Origin of the sequence: Duganella violaceipulchra, assembly GCF_019166075.1 — a bacterium.
Lineage (GTDB): Bacteria > Pseudomonadota > Gammaproteobacteria > Burkholderiales > Burkholderiaceae_D > Rugamonas > Rugamonas violaceipulchra.
The window spans coordinates 182,689-204,803 of the sequence record NZ_JAHTGR010000007.1; the positions used below are offsets into that span (position 1 = coordinate 182,689).

Below are 22,115 nucleotides of genomic sequence, written 5' to 3' on the forward strand. Positions count from 1 at the left end.
CTCCAGGTAGCCCTGGCCCCCTGCCGTCCCGCGTGGACGGCAGGGACATGCGCTCCTGGCAACGCCACAAGGAGTGCACGTTTTGAGTCTATCGCTGCGCGCGAAATTTCTGCTGCTGAGCGCCGTCATCCAGGCGCTGGTGGTTGGCCTGCTGATCTGGAACAGCCTGCGCCTGATGAACCAAGCCGTCAGCACCAACGCCGAACGCGTCGCCCGCGAGTACGCGGTCACGCTCAATCTCTCCCTCAGCCCCTACGCCACGCGCGGCCGCCTTCCCGAACTGACCAACTACCTGACCGAAATGCTGTCCGACCCGGACGACAGTTTTGTGCGCTACCTGGTCATCCTCGACGAAAACGAAAAACCCATCATCGAAGCCGGCAAGCGCAAAGGCCCCTTGCCGGAGCTGCTGCGACAAGGCGGCGGCACCAGCTTCAAAGGCGTGCGCACCCTGCTCGACGACACCATGCTGCACGCACGCTCGCCGCTGCTGTTGCGCGATAACCGCGTCGGTTCCATCAATTTCGGCCTCACCACCAAGGACCTGAAAAAGGCGCGCGACGAAGTGATGCTGCAAGGCGGCGTGATCTCGCTGGTCGGGCTGGCGCTGGGCGTGGTGCTGTTCTACGCCTTCACCCACGGCATCGGGCGCCGCCTGCACGCGCTGACCGACCAATCGCAGCAGATGGCGCTGGGCGACTACAACAAGGCGCTGCCGGTGGAAGGCGACGACGAAATCGCCGTCTTCACGCGCACGCTCAACGCCATGAGCGCGGCGCTGCGCGAGCGCATCGCGCAGCTGGAACAATCGCAGCTGCGGCTGTCGGAATCGGAGGCGCGCTTCAAGACGCTGTTCGACATGGCGCCGCTGCCGCTGACGGTGTCGGACCGCGACGGCCGCATCGTCGCCGCCAACCGCGCGGTCACGCACACCTTCGGCGCGGGCGCCGCCAACCTGATCGGCAAGCGCAGCGACGAGGTGCCGTTCTGGGCCAGCACGCTGGAGCGCGACCGCATCTGGAAAATGTACCAGACCGACGGCGCGGTGCACGGCGCCATCGCCGGCGTGCTGCTGCCCGACGGCAGCGTCGGCAGCGTGGCGATCTGGTCGTCCTCGCTGACCTTGGACGGCAACGACTCCATCATCTGGGCGCTGCTGGACCTGACCGAAGAACTCAACGCCAAACGCGAACTGAAGGACTTGAACGTATCGCTGGAGTCGCGCGTGCGCGAACGCTCGGCGGCGCTGGAGCGCGCCAACGCCGACCTGAGTGCGGCACTGGCGACTTTGCAGCATACGCAGGATGAACTGCTGGCGGCCGAGAAAATGGCCTCGCTTGGGTCGCTGGTGGCGGGCATCGCGCACGAGCTCAATACGCCGATCGGCAACAGCCTGCTGGCATCGACCGCGCTGCGCGACCGGGTGGTGGAGTTCGACCTGCACGTGGCGGCCGGCGCGCTGCGGCGTTCGGAGCTGACCTCGCACCTGGAGGAAGTACGCCTGGCCAGCCAGCTGATTTCCGGTTCGCTGCACAAGGCGGCGGAGCTGATCTCGTCGTTCAAGCAGATCGCCGTCGACCAGACCAACGACCAGCGCCGCAGGTTCGACCTGCTGTCGGCGGTGCACGACACCATGGCCACCTACATGCCGCGCCTGCGCCGCGCCGAATGCGAGGTGGTCCTGCAGATTCCGGAACGACTGAGCTTCGACTCCTATCCCGGCGCCTTGTACCAGGTGCTGAATAACCTCGTCAACAATGCGCTCAACCACGCCTTCGACCAGCGCAAGGGCGGCACCATCACGGTGCGCGCGGAAGCGGTGGACGACGACATCGTCGAGCTGATGTTCAGCGACGATGGTGTCGGCATGCCGGAAGATGTGCTGAAGCGCGTGTTCGATCCCTTCTTCACCACCAAGATGGGCCAGGGCGGGACCGGGTTGGGGATGAACATCGTCTACAACATCGTCACCGGCGTGCTGGGCGGCCGCATCACCATCGACTCGGCGCCCGACGTGGGCACGGCGGTGCGCATGCTGCTGCCCTACTCCGCGCCGCAGCGCGACGCTTCGCGCTAGCCTGCGGCAAGACGGGCGCGCGCCGCTTCCACATGGCGCTCGCTGACGGCCACCGTATCGCCGCAGCGCAGCGCCAGCAGGTAGCTGCCGTCGCCCACCACGGACATCGACGAGAACTGCACCGCAGCGACGATGGCGCGACGGTGCACGCGGACGAAACGCACCGGGTCCAGGTGTTCCTCCAAGCGGCTGAGCGGCATGCGGTACAACACGCAGCGCTTTTCCAGGTGCAGCTTGACGTAGTTGCCGTCCGCCTCCAGCCACTGCACGTCCTCAAGCCGTATGCACTCGATACGCCCGATCGACCGCACGCTGACCTGCTGCCAGTAGCCCGTCTGCGCGGCGACGTAGGCCCGCAAGGCCGGCGCGAAGCCCGCCTGCTGGCGCTGCGCCAGCATCGCCGCCGCGCGTTCCAGCGTCTGCGCCAGGCGGGCATCGTCGAAAGGCTTGAGCAGGTAGTCCATCGCGTGTACTTCGAAGGCCTCGATCGCGTAGACGTTGTAGGCGGTGACGAACACGATCAACGGCGGCTCCGCCATCGCGCTCAGGCTGCGCGCGAGGTCGATGCCCGATTCCTTCGGCATCTGCACGTCCAGGAACACCAGGTCCACCTCCTGCCGCGCCAGCAGCTCGCGGGCGGCGGAGGCGCTGGCGCACTCGCCGGCCACCTGCCACTGCGGATGCCGCGCCAGCGCGTAGCGCAAATTGATGCGCCCCGGTTCTTCGTCGTCGACCAGCAAGACACGCATCGCCGTCACTCCTTCGAATACAAAGGCATGCGGATCACCACTTCATAGCGACCGTCGCGCAAGGCGCTGTCGAGCGACGCCTCGCCGCCATAGGCCAGTTGCAAGCGCGCCCGCGTGTTGGCCAGTCCCATCCCGAGCCCCGGATTCGGCGACGCGTCCGCCGTGACAGGATTGCTGATGCGGATGTGCAGTTGCGCACCCTCGCACCGCATGTGGATGCGGATATCGCTGTCCCCCTCGTGGCAATCCAGATCGTGGCGCAAGGCGTTTTCAATCAGCGGTTGCAGCAGCAATGGCGGGCACTCTCCGCCATGAACGTCGCCGATATCCATCTGCACCTGCAGGCGCGCCCGGTAGCGCAACCGCTGCAAGGCGAGATAGTCGCCGACGAAGGCCAGTTCCTCGCCGACGCTAACCCAATCGCGGCCGCTGGCCGTCAGCGCGTAGCGCAGCAGGTCGCTCAGGCGGTTGATGCCGTTGAGCGCCAGGTCGCCGTCGCTGGTACGCACCAGCGCGCTGATCGCGTTCAGGGCATTGAAGATGAAATGCGGCTCCAGTTGCGCGCGCAGGGCCAGCATGCGCTGGCGTTCCAGTTCCAGGTTGAGATACAGGTTGTCGGTCAGCGCCTGCTGCCATGCCTTGTCGCGCGCCTGGCTACGGCGCCAGATGCAGATGGCGGTGACCGCCGTGTAGGTCCCGGTCGCCCAGGCGAATTCGAGGAACACGTTAAAACCGTGCGGCGACAGGAACAGTCGCCAGGCATGGGCCAGGTCCAGCACCCCATCGGCGCGCACCGCATCGAGCATCGCCATGTAGAGCAACTGCACCGGCAGGAAGATGAACACCACCACCGCGTAGCAACGCGCGATGGCGCGGGCGCTGGCGGTCAGCTCGGGCCAGCGCCGAAAGACCAGGTACTGGCCGAAGCTGAGCGTCATCATCAGCACGTGGTTCATATCCCAATTGAGCATCACGCGGCCGTAGCTGCGGTTGCCGCCTTCGCGCAGCACGTCACTGTAGACGCTGGCCGCGCCGACCGCGCATAGCAGGCCCCACACCAGCAGATTGACCAGCAAGGTGTTGCGCACTACGCGCCAGGTGAGTGAGGGTTGATCCATGATGGCGAGTATATCAGCGGCATGGACCGCCAAAATGCGCGGCGGCGCAACATCGTCACGGCAATCCGGGCGCTCGTCACAAAGGCGCTCCGGCGCGGCATGTCCGGCGCGATACTCCGCACCGGATTAACTTTCGCACAACTCATGAAACCTCTTTTACTGCTCTGCCTTGCGGCGGGCGCCAGCGCGCAGGATAGCGCCGACATGCAGCGGGTCGACATCACCGGTTCCGCCGCCCAGGCCTTGCGCCGCAACGACACGGCGGCCAAGATCGTGGTCGGCCGCGCCGACATCGAACTGTATGGCGACACCACGCTGTCCGCCCTGCTCAAGCGCCAGCCCGGCATCTCCGTGGCCGGTGGCGAGGTGCGCATGCGTGGCTTGGGCGCTGGCTATACGCAGTTGCTGATCAACGGCGAGCCCGCGCCGCAGGGCATGTCCATCGACGCCATCTCGCCCGAACTGATAGAGCGCGTCGAGATACTGCGCACCGCATCGGCCGAATACAGCGCACAGGCCATGGCGGGCAGCATCAACGTCATCCTGCGCAAAGGCAGCCGCGCGCAGCGCGACCTCAAACTGGGCATGGAAAACCTGCAAGGCGTGACCGGACCTTCCGCCACGATGCAGATTGCGGACCGCGAGGGCGCGCTATCGTACGGCCTGGCCGCCACGCTGAGCGACACCGGTTTCCGCAACACGCCTGGCAGCACGGAACGCGTGGAAGGACCGGCCGCGCTGCGCACCTTTGCAGAGTTGAACGCATCGCACCAGACCAAGCTGAATCTGGCGCCGCGCCTGAACTGGACGCTGGCAAACGGCGACACGCTGGCATGGCAAAACCTGCTGGACCTGTACCGCACCAGCAGCCACGGGGACTCCCGCGAAACCACCATCTACGGCGCATCGACCGCCTATCCTGACAGCGACTGGAACGCTGTGTCGCATACAGCCTTCCTGCGCAGCGGCGTGACATGGACGCACTTGGTCGGCGCGGGTGGCAAGCTAAGCGTCAAGCTCGGCTACGACTACAACCACCGCAACACCGACTACGCCTTCCACGGCGCCAGCGCGGGGGGCACGCCGCTGTTCACGCGCGCAGTCACATCGACCGCCGACGACGATAGCCTCACCACCAGCGGAAAATACCTGACCCGCCTGCGCGAAGCGCACAGCCTCGCCATCGGCTGGGACGGCGCCGACACGCGCCGCAGCGAGATGCGCCGCCAGGACGACAGCGCGGCCAGCGGCGCTGCGCTGGGCCAGCTGCTGCAGGAGTACGAAGCGCGCGTGCGCCGCATCGCCCTCTTCGCCCAGGACGAATGGGACGTGACGACGCGCTTGCAGGCCTATCTCGGCCTGCGCTGGGAAGGTCTGGACACCCGCACCTACGGCGCCCAGCTGGCGGCGGTGAAAAACCGCTCCAGCGTTTTCAGTCCGGTGGCACAGATGATGTGGAAGCTGCCGAACCAGGAGCGCGACCAGGTGCGGCTGGCGCTCGCCCGCACCTACAAGGCGCCGCCAACCCGCGACCTGCTGCCACGCCGCTACACCATCAACAACGACAACGGCCCAACGAATCCGGACGTGCAGGGCAATCCCGACCTGCGGCCGGAACTGGCGTGGGGCTTGGACGCGGCGTATGAATCGTACTTCTGCAAGGAGGGCTCGGTGAGCGTATCGGCCTACGCGCGGCGCATCCGCGACGTGACGGTGCAGCGCCTGTTCGAACAAAACGGTTCGTGGGTGACGACGCCGTTCAACGGCGGCAAAGCCAAGGTGGCCGGCATCGAGTTCGACGCCAAATTCCCGCTCAGCGCATGGCCGGTCGACGTGCGCGCCAACGCCTCGCGCAACTGGTCGCGGCTGGACGCGGTGCCGGGACCGGACAATCGCCTCAGCGCGCAAATTCCCTTCAGCGCCAACGTTGGATTGGATTACCGCCCCGCCGGAGCATTAACGCTGGGCTTCAACGCCGGCTTGCAGACTGGCGGCATGGTCAGGATCAGCGGCAACCTCGCCAGCTACACCGGTGTGACGCGCACCCTGGACGGCTACGCGCTCTGGAAGTTCGACAGCAAATCACGGCTGCGCATATCGCTGCTGAACGTCCTGCACCAGGACCAACTGTTGGGCAGCTTCTACGCCGACAGCGGCTACAGCAGCGCCCGCACCGCCAACACACCCACTCGCGCCGGTATCCGGGCCGTCTACGAGCAACAACTTTAGACGCACGGCACGGCACCATACAGAATTGACAAGCTAGTTAATCGGGTTTAGCATTGAGATACCACTCATCCCTTGTAGTGTCATTAAGTTGGCCCTCACTCGGGACGGAAGAGCCGCTCTTATGGGCGGCTTTTTCACATCCAAAGAGAGCAAGCTGGTGTTCACGAACAATGCGTCGAGCGGGAAGACTGTGGCCTACGTTGATGGCTACAACCTTTACTATGGGCGCTTACGGGGTACGCGATTCAAGTGGTTCGATATTGTGAAGTTCTTCGAAGCGTTACTGTTACGGCGAGACCAGAACGAAACCCTGGACAAGGTCATTTTTTTCACCGCCCCAGCATTAGCAACTTTCGCCACGCACGGAACGGCGTCCGTGGAAGCTCAGTCCGCGTACCATCGAGCATTAAAGGCGATTTATGGCGACCGGATTGAGATAGTCTTGGGTAGCCATGCGTATGACAAAGACGGTGCTTTACTGCCAGTATTTGTTGAGGGACAACCGTACGACCGAACTAAACGGGTTCGTGTATGGAAGCTGGAAGAGAAGAAAACGGATGTCAATCTTGCGATCCGCATGTACCGGGATGCTGCCAGACGACAGTGCGATCGTATGATTTTAATGTCGAATGACAGCGATGCTGAGCCTGCATTGTCGGCCATCAGAATGGACTTTGAAGAAATCATGATTGGTCTGGTGACGCCAGTCCACCCGCCCAACTCCGGGAAAAATATACGTAGGAGAACCAGCGGTTCGCTTTCAAAATATTCGCATTGGAATATCACGCATTTGACTGACGAACAGCTGGATGACGCACAACTGCCGCCCACCGTTCCAACCAAAAAGAAACCAATACGGAAGCCGTTGCATTGGTAGGCGCGCGAGCAAAGGAGCTCGCGCCACATAACATAAAAAAACCGGAGACTAGCTCCGGTTTTTTTGTTTATGCCAGCTTGCCGTGGCAGGCCTTGTACTTCTTGCCGCTGCCGCATGGGCATGGGTCGTTGCGTCCGACTTTCAGGCCCATCTCCATCAGCTGCTCGCCGCTCAGGCCTTGCAGCTCAGGCGGCAGGCCGCCGATCGCCGCTGGCGCCAGCAGTTCTTCCGGCGCGGCGTTCGGGTTGAAGTCGGCGTGCTGGTAGCTCACGTTTTCAACGTGCGACTGCTGCATGGCCGCTTCGGCCGCGTCGATCTCTTCGCGCGACTGGATACGCACCGTCATGATCAGCTTGACCACTTCGTTCTTGATCATATCCAGCATCTGGCCAAACAGTTCGAACGCTTCGCGCTTGTATTCCTGCTTGGGGTTCTTCTGCGCGTAACCGCGCAGGTGGATACCCTGGCGCAGGTGATCCAGCGCCGCCAGGTGTTCGCGCCAGTGGCTGTCCACGCTTTGCAGCATCACGTTGCGTTCGAAGCCGCCGAACGATTCCTTGCCGACGATGTCGATCTTCGACTGGTACAGCGCATCGGCCGCAGCGATCACGCGCTCCAGGATGTCGTCGTCGTTCAGGTTCTGTTCTTTTTCCAGCATGGCGCGCAACGGCAGGTCGATCTGCCATTCCGACGCCAGCGACGCTTCCAGGCCCTTGATGTTCCACTGCTCTTCCACCGATTCCGCCGGCACGTATTCGCGTACCAGGTCGGTGAAGGCGCCGTGGCGCAGCGACTGGATCAGTTCCGAGATGTCGGTCGCCTCCAGCAGCTCGTTACGCTGCTGGTAGATCACTTTGCGCTGGTCATTGGCGACGTCGTCGTATTCCAGCAGCTGCTTACGGATGTCGAAGTTGCGTGCCTCGACCTTGCGCTGTGCGGACTCGATCGAGCGCGAGACGATGCCCGCTTCGATAGGTTCGCCTTCCGGCATCTTCAGGCGGTCCATGATGGCGCGCACGCGGTCGCCCGCGAAGATGCGCAGCAGTTGGTCGTCCAGCGACAGGAAGAAACGCGACATGCCAGGGTCACCCTGACGTGCGGCGCGGCCGCGCAGCTGGTTGTCGACGCGGCGCGATTCGTGACGCTCGGTGCCGACGATATGCAGGCCGCCGGCAGCAACCACCTGCTCGTGCAATGCCTGCCAGCCGTCGCGCAGCGCCTTCGATTGCGCCGCCTTGTCGGCATCGCTCAATTCAGCGTTGGCTTCAACGAACTGGATCTGCTTCTCGACGTTACCGCCCAAAACGATGTCGGTACCGCGACCGGCCATGTTGGTGGCGATGGTGATCGCTTTCGGGCTACCTGCCTGGGCGATGATTTCCGCTTCACGGGCGTGCTGTTTCGCGTTCAGGACGTTGTGCGGCAGGCCGCCCTTGGTCAGGATGCCCGACAGCAGTTCCGAGTTTTCGATCGAGGTGGTACCGACCAATACTGGTTGGCCGCGGTCGTAGCATTCGCGGATTTCCAGCATCATGGCGTTGTACTTCTCGGCCGACGATTTGTAGACCTGGTCCTGACGGTCCTTGCGCTGCGAAGGACGGTTAGGCGGAATCACCACGGTTTCGAGGCCGTAGATTTCCTGGAATTCGTAGGCTTCCGTATCGGCGGTACCGGTCATGCCGGCCAGCTTGCCGTACATGCGGAAGTAGTTCTGGAAGGTGATCGAGGCCAGGGTCTGGTTCTCGTTCTGGATCTTCACGCCCTCTTTCGCTTCGACTGCCTGGTGCAAGCCGTCGGACCAGCGGCGGCCCGTCATCAGACGGCCGGTGAATTCATCGACGATCACCACTTCATTGTTCTGCACCACGTAGTGCTGATCCTTGAAGTACAGCGCGTGCGCGCGCAGCGCCGCGTACAGGTGGTGCACCAGCGTGATGTTGGCCGAGTCGTACAGCGAGGCGCCTTCCGGCAGCAGACCCATTTGGGTCAGGATCGCTTCGGCTTTTTCGTGACCGGCTTCGGTCAGCAGCACCTGGTGGGCTTTTTCGTCCTTGGTGTAGTCGCCCGGGACTTCAACCTTGCCCTTGCCGTCCGGCGTTTCTTCGCCGATCTGCAGGGTCAGCAGGCCTGGCAGCTCGTTGATCTTGTAGTACAGGTCGGTATGGTTCTCGGCCTGGCCGGAGATGATCAGCGGGGTGCGGGCTTCATCGATCAGGATCGAGTCGACTTCATCGACGATGCCGAAGTTCAGGACGCGCTGCACGCGGTCGCGGGCTTCGAACACCATGTTGTCGCGCAGGTAGTCGAAACCGAATTCGTTGTTGGTGCCGTAGGTGATGTCGGAGCCGTAGGCCGCCTGCTTGGTGGCGTGCTCCATCTGCGACAGGTTGATGCCGGTCGACAGGCCCAGCCAGCCGTACAGCTTGGCCATGGTTTCGGCGTCGCGCTGCGCCAGGTAATCATTGACGGTGACGATGTGGACGCCCTTGCCCGACAGCGCGTTCAGATAGGCCGGCAGGGTCGCGGTCAGGGTTTTGCCCTCGCCGGTGCCCATTTCGGCGATCTTGCCGTAGTGCAGAACCATGCCGCCGATCAGCTGCACGTCGAAGTGGCGCATCTTGAAGACGCGCTTGCTTGCTTCGCGGCAGACGGCAAACGCCTCGGGCAGGATCGCATCGAGCGATTCGCCATTGGCGATGCGTTCCTTGAATGCAGGTGTCTTCGCTTGCAGCTCGGCGTCGGTCAGTTTTTCCATCGCCGGCTCGAGCGCATTGATCTCGCGTACCGTTTTTTGGTATTGCTTGAGCAGCCGCTGGTTGCGGCTACCGAAAATCTGGGTCAGTAATGACATGCTTGAATTCTTGAAAAAACGCCGTTAAAAAAAGCTCTGTAGGGGAAAAACGCCTTACCGCACGGAGTTCGACTATGGCAAAAGACGGTGATTTTATCATGCGTCCGCGCCTACATTGGGTTATTGACCGGTTTAACAATAGCCCAAGAGTGAACAATGTCACAAAATTAAGCTATTTTAACCGGTGGTGACGTTTTTTTGCCGCTGTGATATGTTGCTGCGCATGCGATTCAACTCTTCCAACCTGTCCATCAAACGCCGCACCGCCGTCGAGGCGACCGATTTCCTGCGCCGCGACGACAAAATGGCGGCCCTGCTGCCCGCCATCGAGCGCATGGCCTCGCTGCAAAAAGACTGCGCGGCGGCGCTGCCGGCCATGTTCCAGTACGCCGAAATCCTGGCGTTCGAGGATGGGCAGCTGACCTTGTCGCTGCCGAACGCCTCGCTGGCGGCCAAGCTCAAGCAACAGCTGCCCAAGCTGCAGGACACGCTGGCGCGGCGCGGCTGGCAGGTGCACGGCGTGAAATTGAAGGTGCTGATGACCAAACCGGCCGAGATCAAGGAGCAGATGCGCTCGCTGTGGCTGACGGAAGCGGCCGTGGCGGCCTTCGACGAGCTCGGCGATATGCTGGAGGCCACCCCGCAGAACGCCACGCTGATCGCGGCCCTGAAGGCGATGGTGGCCCGTCGGCGGCAAACCTAGGCTAAGTTAGCGCCCACTCACGTTCCATCTGACGCAGATACGACGGCGGCGCGACTTCATTGGTCGCGAACGAGACGATCTCATAGGCATCCGGGTGCTTGAGCAGTTCCAGCAGCAGCTGGTTGTTCAACGCGTGGCCGGACTTGTGCGCCTCGTAGCTGGCCAGCAGCGGATGGCCGACCAGGTACAGGTCGCCGATCGCGTCCAGGATCTTGTGGCGCACGAACTCGTCGTCGTAGCGCAGGCCGTCCGAGTTGAGGATGCGGTACTCGTCCATCACGATCGCGTTTTCCAGCGATCCGCCACGCGCCAGGCCTATGCCGCGCAGCATTTCCACATCCTGCATGAAGCCGAAGGTGCGGGCGCGGGCCACGTCGTGCACATAGGAGACGTCGCCGAAATCCACATGGGCGCGCTGCTGGGTGCCATCTACCGCCGGGTGGTTGAATTCGATGAAAAAGTCCAGCTTGAAGCCGTTGTACGGCGTCAGGCGGGCCCATTTTTCCTTGTCGCCCGTGCCTTCGCGGATTTCCACCGGCTTCAGCACGCGGATGAATTTCTTCGCCACCGGCTGCTCCTGCACGCCGGCTTGTTGCAATAAATACACGAACGACGAGGCCGAACCATCCATGATGGGGATTTCTTCGGCGCTCACTTCGATGTACAGGTTATCCAGGCCGAGGCCGGCGCAGGCAGACATCAGGTGCTCGACGGTCGACACGCGGGCGCCGTCCTTGACCAGCACGGAAGCCATGCGGGTGTCGCCCACCGCCATCGCGCTGGCGGGGAACTCCACCACCGGGCTCAGGTCGACGCGGCGGAACACGATGCCGGTGTCCGGCGCGGCCGGGCGCAAGGTCAGTTCGACCTTGGTGCCGGAGTGCAGTCCGACACCTGTGGTGCGGACCAGTTCTTTGATGGTGCGTTGTTTTAACATCCGACGATTATAGCGAAGTTGGGTCCGCCGCGCTGTCGGCGGAGTTTCCTTCAATCAAGGATGTTCGGCTTCCGCGTGCACCGACTCGCGCCGCACCAGGTAGATGCCGCTGGCGATGATGATGCCGGCGCCGAGCAGCGTATAGCCGTCGGGCAGCGTGTGCCACAGCAGCCAGTCGATCGCCACGCCCCAGGCCAGCGCCGAGTACTCGAACGGCGCCACCACCGAGGCCTTGCCGGAGCTGAAGGCGCGCGTGATCGCCAGCTGGCCGAGGAAGCCGCTCAGCGCCAGCGCCAGCAGCACCCAGCCGTCCTCGGCGCGCACCGGCACCCAGTGGCTGGCCGACATCGCCAGGCCGCCGGCCGCCATCATCAGCAGATACCAGAACATCATCGACTCGTTGCTGTCGGTGCGGGCCAGCACGCGGCTGGTGATCGCGGCCATCGCGTAGCAGGCGGCCGAGCCCAGCAAGGCCAAGCCGCCCAAGGTCAGGAAGCCCGCACCTTCGGGCCGCAGCACCACCAGCACGCCGAGCAGGCCGACCACGATGGCGACCCACTGGCCGGCGCCGACCTTCTCCTTGAGCACGAACACCGACAGCGCCGTGATCAGCGACGGCGCGATGAAGAAGATCGAATACGCCTCGGCCAGCGACAGCGCCTTGAGGCCGTAGGCGAACGAAGTCAGCATCGCGATGCCGAGCACGCTGCGGAAGATGTGCATGCCCCAGCGCACCTGGAAGATGCCGCGGAAGGCGCCGCGATACAACATGTAGCCGCACAGCAGCGGCAGCGAACTGAGCGCGCGCATGGCGGTCACTTGCGTGGCGGGATAGTGGGAAGACAGCACCTTCATGGTGGTGTCCATGAACGAAAACATGGCGACCGCAGCCAGCATCGCGTAGATGCTGCGCAGGTTTTCCGAGCGGGTGGCGGTGGACAGGAGAAGCTCCTTGCGGCAGGTCCGTGTGGACCACTGGGAACGTCATCATGGCGACGTTGGGAGCCAGGATCGGGCAGAGCCCGGTCGCCCCGATTATAGCAAGGCGATGTTTTCCTTGCAGAATGCTGCGCCGGCTCAACGTATGCCGTCGGTGACGCCGTCCTTGAAGAGTCCGTAAGCTTCCGGCATGTAGATCGACTGTGCCAGCCACCTGGTTTTCTTCAACTCCTGGCGGAACTGTATCTCCGCGCCGAACAGGTCGACGTAATTGTCGTTGAAGGCGGTCCTGGTCACGCGCAGCGGCCGGTCGCCATCGAAGGGGGAAAGCAGCAGCAGGGGAAATTTGTACAGCCGCGCGGAGGCGCCCGGATCGTCCTGCAACGCCGCCGCGCGCACGGCAATCCATGCTGCGCGCAAGCTGTCCGGCGTGGGCGCCTGGCAGGCCAGGGCCGAGCCCGACAAGGCAGTCAGCAACAGTGCGATGAGAGATGGCATCATCACGCAATGCTAAGGTGTCGCAGCTACCGCGCGTTTCGGTTCCCACAGTTCGATCTTGTTCGCCTCCGGATCGAGTATCCATGCGAAGCGGCCGTTCGGGTCGTCGTCGGTGCGCTTCAGGATGGCGACGCCTTTCGCCTCCAGCCGCGCGATCAAGGCGTCCATGTCGTCGACCGCGTAGTTGATCATGAACTCGCTGGTCGATGGCGCGAAGTATTTCGTCGCGGCCGGGAACGCGCTCCAGATCAGCGCCGGCGGATGTTGGGGCGCGTCGTAGCGCAGTTTCGCGCCGCCCCACACTTCCAGCGGCATGCCCAACACATCGCGATACCAGGCCGCCAGCGCCTTCGGGTCCTTGGCCTTGAAGAACACGCCGCCCACGCCGGTGATGTGTCCCGCCGGCTCGGCGGCGGCGACTCCGCCCTGAGCAGCCATCATCAGAACTCCCATGCCAAGTACCGCTAACATTCGCATCACCATTCCCGCGCTCCCCTCAGTAAAATTCAAGACAGTTCATTGATGGCGTACAGTCTGAACTGTGGAAGTTCAGGGTCCTCGTATTGGCGCACGCCGGCGTGGCCGATGCGGGCGAAGGCCTGGCGCCAGAAGGCGTCAGCGCGGGTATCTTCGCGATAGACCGCCACCATCCAAGGTCCTTTGAATTCCCCTGCCAGCGCGCTGACCGATGCCATCGCCAGCCCCTGACGCCGGTACCGTTTCAAGATAAACAGATCGGCCAGTTCTTGCGCAATCGTGCCGTCCGGTAGCGTGACCGGCTCGGTCACCACAAAACCAGCGAGACCGCCGTCCTTCCTGATCCAGTAGGCGCCCTTGTCGGCGGCGTCGATATAGTCGGCGATGGACGCTGCACAGGCGTCGAACAAGCCATCCTCGCCAATGTCTTCTGCTGCCCAATCCGAGTTCTCGTAGTAGTACAGCTGGAAGAACTGGAATAGCGCCGCCGCCTGATCGTGCGCGACCGTCTGCAATCCGTAGATAGGCGGGTTCATGCCGGGTGTCATCAGGCCCCAACGGGCCAGCCGATACGCGCAGCGCGGCGCAGGCTGGCTTTGACGACCATGCGGTGAAAGGGGGCAATGCAAAATATGTAAACCCGCCCCAGCCGATTATGGCAATGGACCACCGTCGAGAGGGTCAATGCGCGTCCACTGTCGGGCTCAGGCCCTGCGCTGCACAGGATCGACAAGCGGAAATCAAGATGCGTGTCGTCCTCCCCCACCACCACCTCGGTTTCGCTGGTGCTGTAGACCTTGAAGATGCCAAGCCGCTCGGCCTTTGCGACATGGGCCAAGGTCGCCAGATGCCTGGCAGTCTTCAAACCAAAGCGGGCAACGATCACATCGCGAAGACTGGTCAGTTTGCCGATCCACGCAGGCTGGTTCGCAAAGATGAACCGGGCCAGCAGATCCGGATCATCGGAGGCGCCGGACGGCAACCCGATGGCAAATGCGTCGGCCAGGTTGACCGACGGGTAGAGGCGGGTGATGCCGGACTGCGCGGGAAGCGCAACCGGTGTTGCGAAGCTGAGTTCGATCGGCACGTGAGCATTTCCAAAAAATGATGTTTGAACTATAACATCAAAAGCGGGGAGCGTTGCGTGGTCCACGCTTGAGGCCAACCACTCATCATACGATTCCTACCATTCATCCCGACCCAGGCCAGGTTCGTCGGCCGGACCTCGCGAAGCGCGCCCGGGGTCCCTAGAATAGCTGGCTGATCACGCCAACACAGAATAGCGCTTGCAACAGAAAGACTAACTTTTTGAATGATTGGAGACCCCGATGTTGCGATACCTTTCCCTGCCTTTCCTGCTGCTGATACATTGCGGCGTCCATGCACAAGCCTTGGATGCGGTGACCGCCGCCATCGATGCGGGGCAATTCAAACAGATCACCAGCGTTGTCGTGTCCCAGCATGGCAAGCTGATTTATGAACACTACTTCGACAAGGAGGGCGCCCAGGGTTTGCGCAACACGCGCTCGGTCACCAAAACCGTTACCGGCATGCTGGTTGGCGTGGCGGTCGAACGCAAGCTGCTGCGCGTGGAGTCGAAAGTACTGCCCTACTTCCCGGAGTTGCAGCCCTTGGCCTTCCCCGACCCGCGCAAGGACAACATCACCGTCGAAGATTTCTTGACCATGAGTTCGCTGCTTGAATGCGACGACGACAATCAGCATTCGCGTGGCAACGAGGAACGCATGTACCTGATCGAAGACTGGAGTCGCTTTACCGCCGACCTGCCGATACGGGGATTCCCGGATTGGCAGCCACGGCCCGAAAAATCGCCCTACGGTCGCGCCTTCAGTTACTGCACCGCGGGCGTCACCCTGCTGGGGCCTTTGCTTGAACGTGCCAGCGGGCAGAGCGTGCCAGACTTCGCCGCCGCCAATCTGTTCAAGCCGCTTGGCATCGACCAGGTGAAATGGCAATTCCAGCCCAAGGGATCGGCCATGACCGGCGGCGGCCTGCAACTGCGCAGTGTGGACTTGGCCAAGCTCGGCCAGCTCTACCTCAATGGCGGCCGGTGGGACGGCAAACAAGTCATTGCATCCGAGTGGGTGCGCCGCTCGATCGCACCGCATGCAAACGCCCGTGACGGCTACGACTACGGCTACCTGTGGTGGCTGCAGACGTTCAAGCTTGACGGCCGCACCGTGCCGGCTTTCGGCATGTCGGGATCAGGTGGCAACAAGGTTTTCGTGCTGCCGGAACAGGACGCGGTGGTCGTCATCACCACGACCAACTTCCATGTGGGCGGCGCTCATCCGCTGAGCGAGAAACTGTTGACCAGCTTGATCTTGCCCACCTTGCTGCGGCCTTGATCAAGTCGGCGGCAGCAGCATCACCAGCTTCAGGTCGTGGCGCTTGGCCAGATGCAGCGTCACCTGGTTAAGGTCCAGATCCCCTTGCAGCGGATGGCGGAAACGGCGCAGCCCGCCTTCCCTGCCAACCACGTCCTGCAAGGTCCACAGCTCGGCGAAGCTCGCGCTGGCGGCGGACAGCTCGGCGATCAGGCCGGCCAGCGCTTGCTCGCTGGCGTGGCGGCCGATGTCGGCGCGGAACTCGGCCACCAGCCGCCGGGCACGCTCCGGCCAGTCGACGATCAGCTCGCGCGCCGCCGGGTTGAGGAACATGTAGCGCAGCAGGTTCGGCCGCTCACGCGATTGCGGACGCGGCGGCAGCCAGCCGGCGAACAGTTGCGCCGCCTGCGGGTTCCAGGCCACCGCATCCCATTGCCGGTCGAGTATGTAAGCGGGGGCCGCGATGGCCGCGACGATCGCGTCCAGCGCCTGTTCCGCGTTGCCGCCGTCGTCGTCGTGATGCGGATCGAGCCGGTCGGCCAGGCCGAACAGGTAGGCCCGTTCGGCGGCCGACAGACGCAGCACCTCCGCCAGCCGCGCCAGCATCTTGCCCGACGCCTGCACCTCCCTGCCCTGCTCCAGCCACGTCAGCCAGGTCGGGCTGACGTCGCACAGTTGCGCCAGTTCTTCGCGCCGCAGGCCGGGCGTGCGGCGCCGTCCGCCGCCGGGCAGGCCGACGCTGGCGGGCGGGGTGCGCTCGCGATGGGCGCGGATGAATTCGCCGAGTTTGTTTTGCATGGTAGTTTTTATACCAGGATAAGTACTTGTCTTGTTACAGGATAAAAACACGCCTATTCTGCCCTGACTCGCCCACCTTTGGAGAAAAACATGAAACAGCAAGCCGTCGTCGCCCAGCAGTTCGGCAATACCGCCAGCGCCTACCTGACCAGCACGGTCCACTCGCAGGGCGCCGATCTGGCGGCCCTGCGCGAGATCGCCCGCCTGCTGGGACCGCATCCGACGGTGCTGGACCTGGGTTGCGGCGCCGGCCACGCCAGCTTCGCCGTGGCGCCGGTGGCCAAGTCGGTGACGGCGTTCGACCTGTCGACGGAAATGCTGGCCGTGGTGGCCGGCGCCGCCAGTGAACGGGGGCTGGACAACGTCATCACGCAGCAGGGCAACGTAGCCAGCCTGCCGTTTGCGGACGCCTCGTTCTGCATGGTGGTCACGCGCTTCTCGGCACATCATTGGCTGGACGTGCCGGCAGCGCTGCGCGAAGTGAAGCGGGTGTTGAAGAAAGGCGGCGTGCTGGTCGTCATCGACATCACCGCGCCGGAAAGCCCGCTGCACGACACCACCTTGCAGGCGGTCGAACTGCTGCGCGACGGCTCGCATGTGCGCGACTACCGGCCGTCCGAATGGCGCACCATGCTCGAAGGCGCGGGCTTCGCCTGCGAGCGCGTCAGCGACTGGAAGCTGGAGATGAAGTTCGACGAATGGACCGCCCGCATGCGCACGCCGGCCGAGCGCGTGACGGCCATCCGCAGCCTGTTCGCGAGCGCGCCGGAAGAGGCGCTGCAATACTTCGCCGTGCAGGCCGACTGCTCGTTTTCGATCGACTCGACCTTGTTCAAGGCCAAGCACGATTTCGGCGATATCTACTGACGTCCCTCTCGGCAGCGCGCGGGCGAACCGGGATATACTTTGCGCACGTCCAGGGAGAATGCAATGCCGCGCGATGTGCCATCGGAACCGCGCAGCTGGCTGTTGGAGCGCCGCTGCACACTGACCCAGCGCCAGTTGGCGCTGGTGTTCGTGACGCTGTGCGTGCCATCGGCGCTGGTGGCGCTGGCTTTCCTGTGGCAAGGCTATTGGTATGTGCTGGTCTACGCCACGCTGGAGCAGGCGGCGCTGGCGGCCTGCCTGCGCTACTGCGCGCGCCATCGCGACGACTATGATCGTATCGATATTTCGCCCGGCGTCATCGTGGTGGAGCAACGCCGGGGCCGCCAGCGCAGCAAGCTTCGGCTACATCCACGCACCACCCGCCTGCTGCCGCCACGGCGCGACAGCGATCCGATCCAACTGGAAGACCGTGGCGAGCAGATCGAAGTCGGCCGCTTCCTGGACGCCGCCCAGCGGCGCCGGCTGGCCGATGAACTGGCTGTCTGCTTGCGCGTGCAGGGTTACTGATCGGCCTTCAAAGCCAGCAAGGCCGCGCGCAGCATGCCGCAGATTTGCGGATCGGCGCGCATCGCTTCTTCACTCAAATTAGCTCCCAGCAGTGGCAAGGTGATCGACGCCGCCTCCACCACGCGGGCCGACATCACACTGATGGTTTCGCGCAGCGAGGCATACGCATGGGTGGCGCGCGGCGAGGCGTTCAGCAGCGCCACCGGCTTATTGATGAAGGACTCGTTGCCCACCATCCAATCGAGGCCGTTCTTGATCGCGCCGGTCACGCCGTGCGCATATTCGGGGCTGGCAATCACCACCGCATCGGCGGCCAGCAAGGCCTCGCGCAGCGCGGCTACCACCGCTGGCGGCTCGGCGACATCCGGGTTAAACAGCGGCAGTTGTCCCAGCCCGTCGTACAGCCGCACCTCGATACCGGGCGGGGCCACATCAGCCATTACGCGCAGCAGCATCGAGTTGATAGAGGCCGCGCGCAGGCTGCCAGAAATAGCCAGAACTCGCATCATCCACCCGGTAGAACAAAACGTGCTTCTAACTTGTAGAGCAAGTCGAAGGTATTCATCCATGCGACACCAAAGGCATCGCACACATTTGGAATTAGGAATTTCTTGACGACGTCGGCGTGGTGACGTTCATGAGTTACCACAGTGGCGCTTGTCGCCATAGCTTGGGCTATCAGCCATGGGTCCGCTCCGGAAAGGAAATCTTCGACAGCACCAACCTTCATCCGATGCGCTTCTGAGGCGACAAACTCGACAATGTTGACGAAGCAGGCTTGAGTGCTCTCATCGTCAACAGCCTCAAACAACCCCGGATGACTTCTAACCCAAGAGGCGAGCTCATCGTCACCTCGCTTTAATTCATCGGCTATCATCGAGATGCTTGCCACATCGTTGGAGCCGTACTTTTGTAGTATCCATTCCCAATACGCCGGACAGACCGTCATGTTGTAGTAACGATTTTTAGCTTCCACGAACGTATTGGCGTCGAGCAGATACCTCATTCGTCCGTCTTTTCAGCATAGGTACGGACTTTGGCCGGCTGGACACCCAGCAGTTTCCCGGCTTCGCGCAGCAACAAGCGTCCACTCAGTACTTCCGACAAGACCGCCCGGCTGAATCGCTTGCTATTCTTGCCCTCCGCGCTTTGGTAAAAGTTCCCGCCACCGCCCTTCTGGTCCCGATATGCCTTTAATTCCGCCAGATAGAATGCAACATAGGCGTCGCGGGAAATGAAGCCTAAATCACAAGCTCTGCGAGCGATGACCAGCTTGCTGACATGGAAGCTAGCAGCCAACTCCGTCAACTGCATTATCCAATTAACCGCATGCTTCCAACGCTCACGGAATAGCAACTCCGGAACCAGAAACTCACCCGCCACGGCATTGCAGAAGGTCTCTGTTTTCCGGCTGTCCGCTGGCGACGCACTGGAAATCCCGCTACGTCCAATCCAGATATGCGCCAGTTCATGGATCAATGTGAATAGCCTCGCCACCGGGGCATCGGCGATGTTAATGAAAACGACAGGAGCGTACTTATCGCTGACGGCAAAGCCCCGGAACTCGCCGACATCCAGCTTTCGATGGGTATTCGAACCCACAATTCCACTGCGCATTACGAGTATGCCGGCAGCCTCGGCACCGGCCACCAATTGCCGCATATATTCATCTCCGCCTTTTTTTAACGGAGCCTGAACACCCAGCACCCGACGGATGTCTGCCACGACATCGCCGATCGCATCAGCGCTACTAAACCTGCCGACAAAAGGAAGCGCTTCACGCTCCTGCTCGGCCAGATAATCGAGATACCACGCTTGCTTGCGCAGCACCTCGCGTATCGTATCGAGCAAATCGATACTTGGACCTTCCGGTGTATCGCTACCGAGCGTTCTCAAGTCGGGAAGGGGCAACGCCTCCTGCGGCGGCACTTTCAGGAACAGAAAGCCGAAAGGAATATGAGCACGGTCAGCCCATTGTTGCGCTTGGCGGAATGTGGGCCTGCTTTCGCCCGTTTCCCAAGCCAGCACCTTTTCCTCTTTGACGGGAATGCTTTCAGCGAGTTCAGCTTGAGTTAGCCCGGCCCTGCGGCGGGACCATGTCATCAAAGCTGGATTGATCAAGGCTTGAGTCATATTGTGAGATTAATACAAAAACGGCGCCTCGGCGCCGTTTTTTTACTGCATCCAGCCAGTCCGGCGATTACGCCTGGGCCAGCAGAGTCTCGGCGTTCGACACTTCGAACTTGCCGCCCTGTTCGATGTTGAGTTGGGTCACAACACCGTTCTCAACCAGCATCGAGTAGCGCTGCGAGCGGGTGCCCATGCCGAACTTGCTGAAGTCGGCGTCCAGGCCCAGGGCCTTGGAGTAGGCGGCGTTGCCGTCGGCCATCATGCGAACGGTGCCGGTGGCTTTCTGGTCGCGGCCCCACGCGCCCATGACGAAGGCGTCATTGACCGAGATGCACCAGATTTCGTCGACGCCCTTGGCTTTCAGGTCGGCGGCGTGCTTGACGTAGCCTGGCACATGCTGTGCCGAGCAGGTCGGGGTGTAGGCGCCTGGCAGGCCGAAGATCGCGATCTTCTTGCCCTTGACCAGGTCTTGTACGTTGAACGTGTTCGGGCCCAGCGAGCAACCTTCGGTTTCGGTTTCGATGAATTCGGACAGGGTGCCTTCTGGCAGGGTGTCGCCAATCTTGATGGTCATGAGTGACTCCTTTTATAAAATGTTTAACGTAAAAAAGCCGCGCCCAGGCGCGGCTTTCACCGGCTTAGAGCGAGCAGTATGCCTTAATCCGCCTGCTTGCGCAGGAAGGCAGGAATGTCGTAGGTTTCCATGCCGTTCTTTTCCATCGCGCGCACCTGCTCGGAAGCCGATTCGCGACGCCATACGGCCGGCGCCTTCATGCCGTCGAAGGCCGGCGATGCGCCGCCGCCCATGCCGCTGGTCGCGCCCATCGAGACCGACGACGAAGCGGCGCCGCCGCCCAGCGCAGCCGATGGCATCATCGGGCTGTTGTGGGTGCCGGTGCGCAGCATTTGCTGGGGAACCAGCTGCACGTGCTTCTTGGCCTTGCCCAGGCCGGTGGCGACCACGGTGACGCGGATGTCGTCGCCCATGTTGTCGTCGTAGGCGATGCCCTGGGCGATCGACGCGTCCGGCGCGGCGAAGGCGCGCACGGCGGCCATGACTTCCTTGATCTCCTTACCCTTCAGGCCACGCGACGCGGTCACGTTGACCAGCACGCCACGGGCGCCCGACAGGTCGACGCCGTCCAGCAGCGGCGACGCCACGGCCTGCTCGGCGGCGATGCGCGCGCGGTCGACGCCGGACGCGGTCGCGGTGCCCATCATGGCCTTGCCCTGCTCGCCCATGATGGTCTTGACGTCGTTGAAGTCGACGTTGATGTGGCCCGGCACGTTGATGATCTCGGCGATACCGGCAACGGCGTTGTTGAGCACATCGTCGGCGTGCTGCAGCCAGTCGATCAGCGATTCATCTTCGTAGATCTCTTCGAGCTTCTCGTTCAGGATCACGATCAGCGAGTCGACGTGGGCCGACAGCTGCTCCAGGCCTTCGTCGGCGATGTCCATGCACTTCTGGCCTTCGTGCGAGAACGGCTTGGACACCACGGCCACGGTCAGCGCGCCGAGCGACTTGGCGATTTCCGCCACGATCGGTGCGGCGCCGGTGCCGGTGCCGCCGCCCATGCCGGCGGCGATGAACACCATGTGCGCGCCGCGCAGCGCGTCTTCGATGCGCGAACGCGATTCCTCGGCCAGCTTGCGGCCGACGTCAGGCTTCATGCCGGCGCCCAGGCCGGTCTCGCCGATCTGGATCACGTTGTCGGCCTTGGAGGTCGACAGCGCCTGCGCATCGGTATTGGCGGCGATGAACTCGACGCCCGACATACCCTTGTTGATCATGTGTTGAACTGCATTGCCACCCGCGCCGCCGACTCCGACGACCTTGATGACGGTGCCCAAAGCTGCGTTATCGACCATATCAAACTCCATGATGTGACTCCTATCAGAATGCGGTTTTCAAGCGCCAGTCCTCATATCGTTAGAAGAACTGGGGATTGAAAACTGCGGTTTTAATATAAAAAGTTTAGCTAATTT

At 62.6% G+C, this 22,115-nt stretch carries 22 protein-coding genes; 7 read left to right on the forward strand and 15 right to left on the reverse strand.

Annotated features, from left to right (window positions below; translation table 11 throughout):
• Positions 1-73 precede the first annotated feature (73 nt).
• On the forward strand, positions 74-2,077 hold the full coding sequence (locus KVP70_RS15085) for an ATP-binding protein (RefSeq protein ID WP_262311781.1): 2,004 nt from the start codon (positions 74-76) through the stop codon (positions 2,075-2,077).
• Here the strand turns inward: KVP70_RS15085 and KVP70_RS15090 are convergent.
• Positions 2,074-2,826, reverse strand: coding sequence for a LytR/AlgR family response regulator transcription factor (locus tag KVP70_RS15090; protein WP_217943043.1), 753 nt, complete (start codon positions 2,824-2,826; stop codon positions 2,074-2,076). The two genes, KVP70_RS15085 and KVP70_RS15090, sit on opposite strands and share 4 nt — an antisense overlap.
• Before the next feature lie 5 nt (positions 2,827-2,831).
• A complete protein-coding gene (locus tag KVP70_RS15095) occupies positions 2,832-3,944 on the reverse strand; it encodes a sensor histidine kinase (RefSeq protein ID WP_217943044.1) in 1,113 nt (370 codons plus the stop codon).
• 144 nt (positions 3,945-4,088) lie between these two features.
• Here KVP70_RS15095 and KVP70_RS15100 point away from each other — a divergent pair, with 144 nt between their 5' ends.
• Entirely contained in the window at positions 4,089-6,173 is a 2,085-nt protein-coding gene (locus KVP70_RS15100) for a TonB-dependent receptor plug domain-containing protein (protein ID WP_229224838.1), read from the forward strand.
• A gap of 121 nt (positions 6,174-6,294) precedes the next feature.
• Positions 6,295-7,050, forward strand: a complete 756-nt coding sequence (locus KVP70_RS15105; protein WP_217943045.1) for an NYN domain-containing protein — start codon at positions 6,295-6,297, stop codon at positions 7,048-7,050.
• Between the two features lie 67 nt (positions 7,051-7,117).
• Here KVP70_RS15105 and secA read toward each other — a convergent pair whose 3' ends face one another.
• A complete protein-coding gene (gene secA / locus KVP70_RS15110; RefSeq protein ID WP_217943046.1) occupies positions 7,118-9,901 on the reverse strand; it encodes a preprotein translocase subunit SecA in 2,784 nt (927 codons plus the stop codon).
• 223 nt (positions 9,902-10,124) lie between these two features.
• Here secA and KVP70_RS15115 point away from each other — a divergent pair, with 223 nt between their 5' ends.
• Positions 10,125-10,604: a hypothetical protein gene (locus KVP70_RS15115; protein ID WP_229224839.1), complete on the forward strand. Its 480-nt coding sequence runs from the start codon at positions 10,125-10,127 to the stop codon at positions 10,602-10,604.
• A 1-nt stretch (position 10,605) separates the two neighbouring features.
• Here KVP70_RS15115 and lpxC read toward each other — a convergent pair whose 3' ends face one another.
• The 6 genes from lpxC to KVP70_RS15145 all read right to left on the reverse strand — a co-directional run bounded on the left by lpxC (position 10,606) and on the right by KVP70_RS15145 (position 14,542).
• A complete protein-coding gene (gene lpxC / locus KVP70_RS15120; RefSeq protein ID WP_217943048.1) occupies positions 10,606-11,541 on the reverse strand; it encodes a UDP-3-O-acyl-N-acetylglucosamine deacetylase in 936 nt (311 codons plus the stop codon).
• Between the two features lie 54 nt (positions 11,542-11,595).
• A complete protein-coding gene (locus tag KVP70_RS15125; protein ID WP_217943049.1) occupies positions 11,596-12,438 on the reverse strand; it encodes a DMT family transporter in 843 nt (280 codons plus the stop codon).
• Between the two features lie 180 nt (positions 12,439-12,618).
• Positions 12,619-12,981: a hypothetical protein gene (locus KVP70_RS15130; RefSeq protein WP_217943050.1), complete on the reverse strand. Its 363-nt coding sequence runs from the start codon at positions 12,979-12,981 to the stop codon at positions 12,619-12,621.
• A gap of 9 nt (positions 12,982-12,990) precedes the next feature.
• Positions 12,991-13,419 carry a VOC family protein gene (locus KVP70_RS15135; protein ID WP_217943051.1) on the reverse strand — a complete coding sequence of 143 codons (429 nt, stop codon included), beginning with the start codon at positions 13,417-13,419 and terminating at the stop codon, positions 12,991-12,993.
• 65 nt (positions 13,420-13,484) lie between these two features.
• Positions 13,485-13,991, reverse strand: a complete 507-nt coding sequence (locus KVP70_RS15140) for a GNAT family N-acetyltransferase (RefSeq protein ID WP_217943052.1) — start codon at positions 13,989-13,991, stop codon at positions 13,485-13,487.
• 11 nt (positions 13,992-14,002) lie between these two features.
• A complete protein-coding gene (locus tag KVP70_RS15145; RefSeq protein ID WP_217943053.1) occupies positions 14,003-14,542 on the reverse strand; it encodes a DUF2867 domain-containing protein in 540 nt (179 codons plus the stop codon).
• A 241-nt stretch (positions 14,543-14,783) separates the two neighbouring features.
• On the opposite strand from KVP70_RS15145, the gene KVP70_RS15150 reads away from it, so the two are divergent.
• On the forward strand, positions 14,784-15,824 hold the full coding sequence (locus tag KVP70_RS15150) for a serine hydrolase domain-containing protein (RefSeq protein WP_217943054.1): 1,041 nt from the start codon (positions 14,784-14,786) through the stop codon (positions 15,822-15,824).
• Here the strand turns inward: KVP70_RS15150 and KVP70_RS15155 are convergent, their stop codons facing one another.
• Positions 15,825-16,601: a helix-turn-helix transcriptional regulator gene (locus tag KVP70_RS15155; protein WP_217943055.1), complete on the reverse strand. Its 777-nt coding sequence runs from the start codon at positions 16,599-16,601 to the stop codon at positions 15,825-15,827.
• A 90-nt stretch (positions 16,602-16,691) separates the two neighbouring features.
• Between KVP70_RS15155 and KVP70_RS15160 the strand changes: the two genes are divergently transcribed.
• Together KVP70_RS15160 and KVP70_RS15165 are read left to right on the forward strand one after the other, a co-directional pair.
• Complete coding sequence (locus tag KVP70_RS15160; protein WP_217943056.1) at positions 16,692-17,468, forward strand: class I SAM-dependent methyltransferase; 777 nt, start codon at positions 16,692-16,694, stop codon at positions 17,466-17,468.
• A 63-nt stretch (positions 17,469-17,531) separates the two neighbouring features.
• The gene (locus KVP70_RS15165; RefSeq protein WP_217943057.1) at positions 17,532-17,996 is read left to right on the forward strand and encodes a DUF2244 domain-containing protein; all 465 of its coding nucleotides are present in this window, start codon (positions 17,532-17,534) and stop codon (positions 17,994-17,996) included.
• On the opposite strand, the gene KVP70_RS15170 is transcribed toward KVP70_RS15165, so the two are convergent.
• From KVP70_RS15170 to ftsZ, 5 genes are all read right to left on the reverse strand, one after another.
• Positions 17,990-18,505: an NADPH-dependent FMN reductase gene (locus KVP70_RS15170; RefSeq protein ID WP_217943058.1), complete on the reverse strand. Its 516-nt coding sequence runs from the start codon at positions 18,503-18,505 to the stop codon at positions 17,990-17,992. The two genes, KVP70_RS15165 and KVP70_RS15170, sit on opposite strands and share 7 nt — an antisense overlap.
• Positions 18,502-19,002, reverse strand: a complete 501-nt coding sequence (locus KVP70_RS15175) for a DUF4411 family protein (protein WP_217943059.1) — start codon at positions 19,000-19,002, stop codon at positions 18,502-18,504. Before KVP70_RS15175 ends, KVP70_RS15170 begins: the two co-directional genes overlap by 4 nt.
• On the reverse strand, positions 18,999-20,117 hold the full coding sequence (locus KVP70_RS15180) for an XRE family transcriptional regulator (protein WP_229224841.1): 1,119 nt from the start codon (positions 20,115-20,117) through the stop codon (positions 18,999-19,001). Before KVP70_RS15180 ends, KVP70_RS15175 begins: the two co-directional genes overlap by 4 nt.
• Positions 20,118-20,196: 79 nt before the next feature.
• On the reverse strand, positions 20,197-20,700 hold the full coding sequence (locus tag KVP70_RS15185; RefSeq protein WP_117013038.1) for a peroxiredoxin: 504 nt from the start codon (positions 20,698-20,700) through the stop codon (positions 20,197-20,199).
• Positions 20,701-20,783: 83 nt separating this feature from the next.
• A complete protein-coding gene (gene ftsZ, locus KVP70_RS15190; protein ID WP_020705071.1) occupies positions 20,784-22,010 on the reverse strand; it encodes a cell division protein FtsZ in 1,227 nt (408 codons plus the stop codon).
• Positions 22,011-22,115 lie beyond the last annotated feature (105 nt).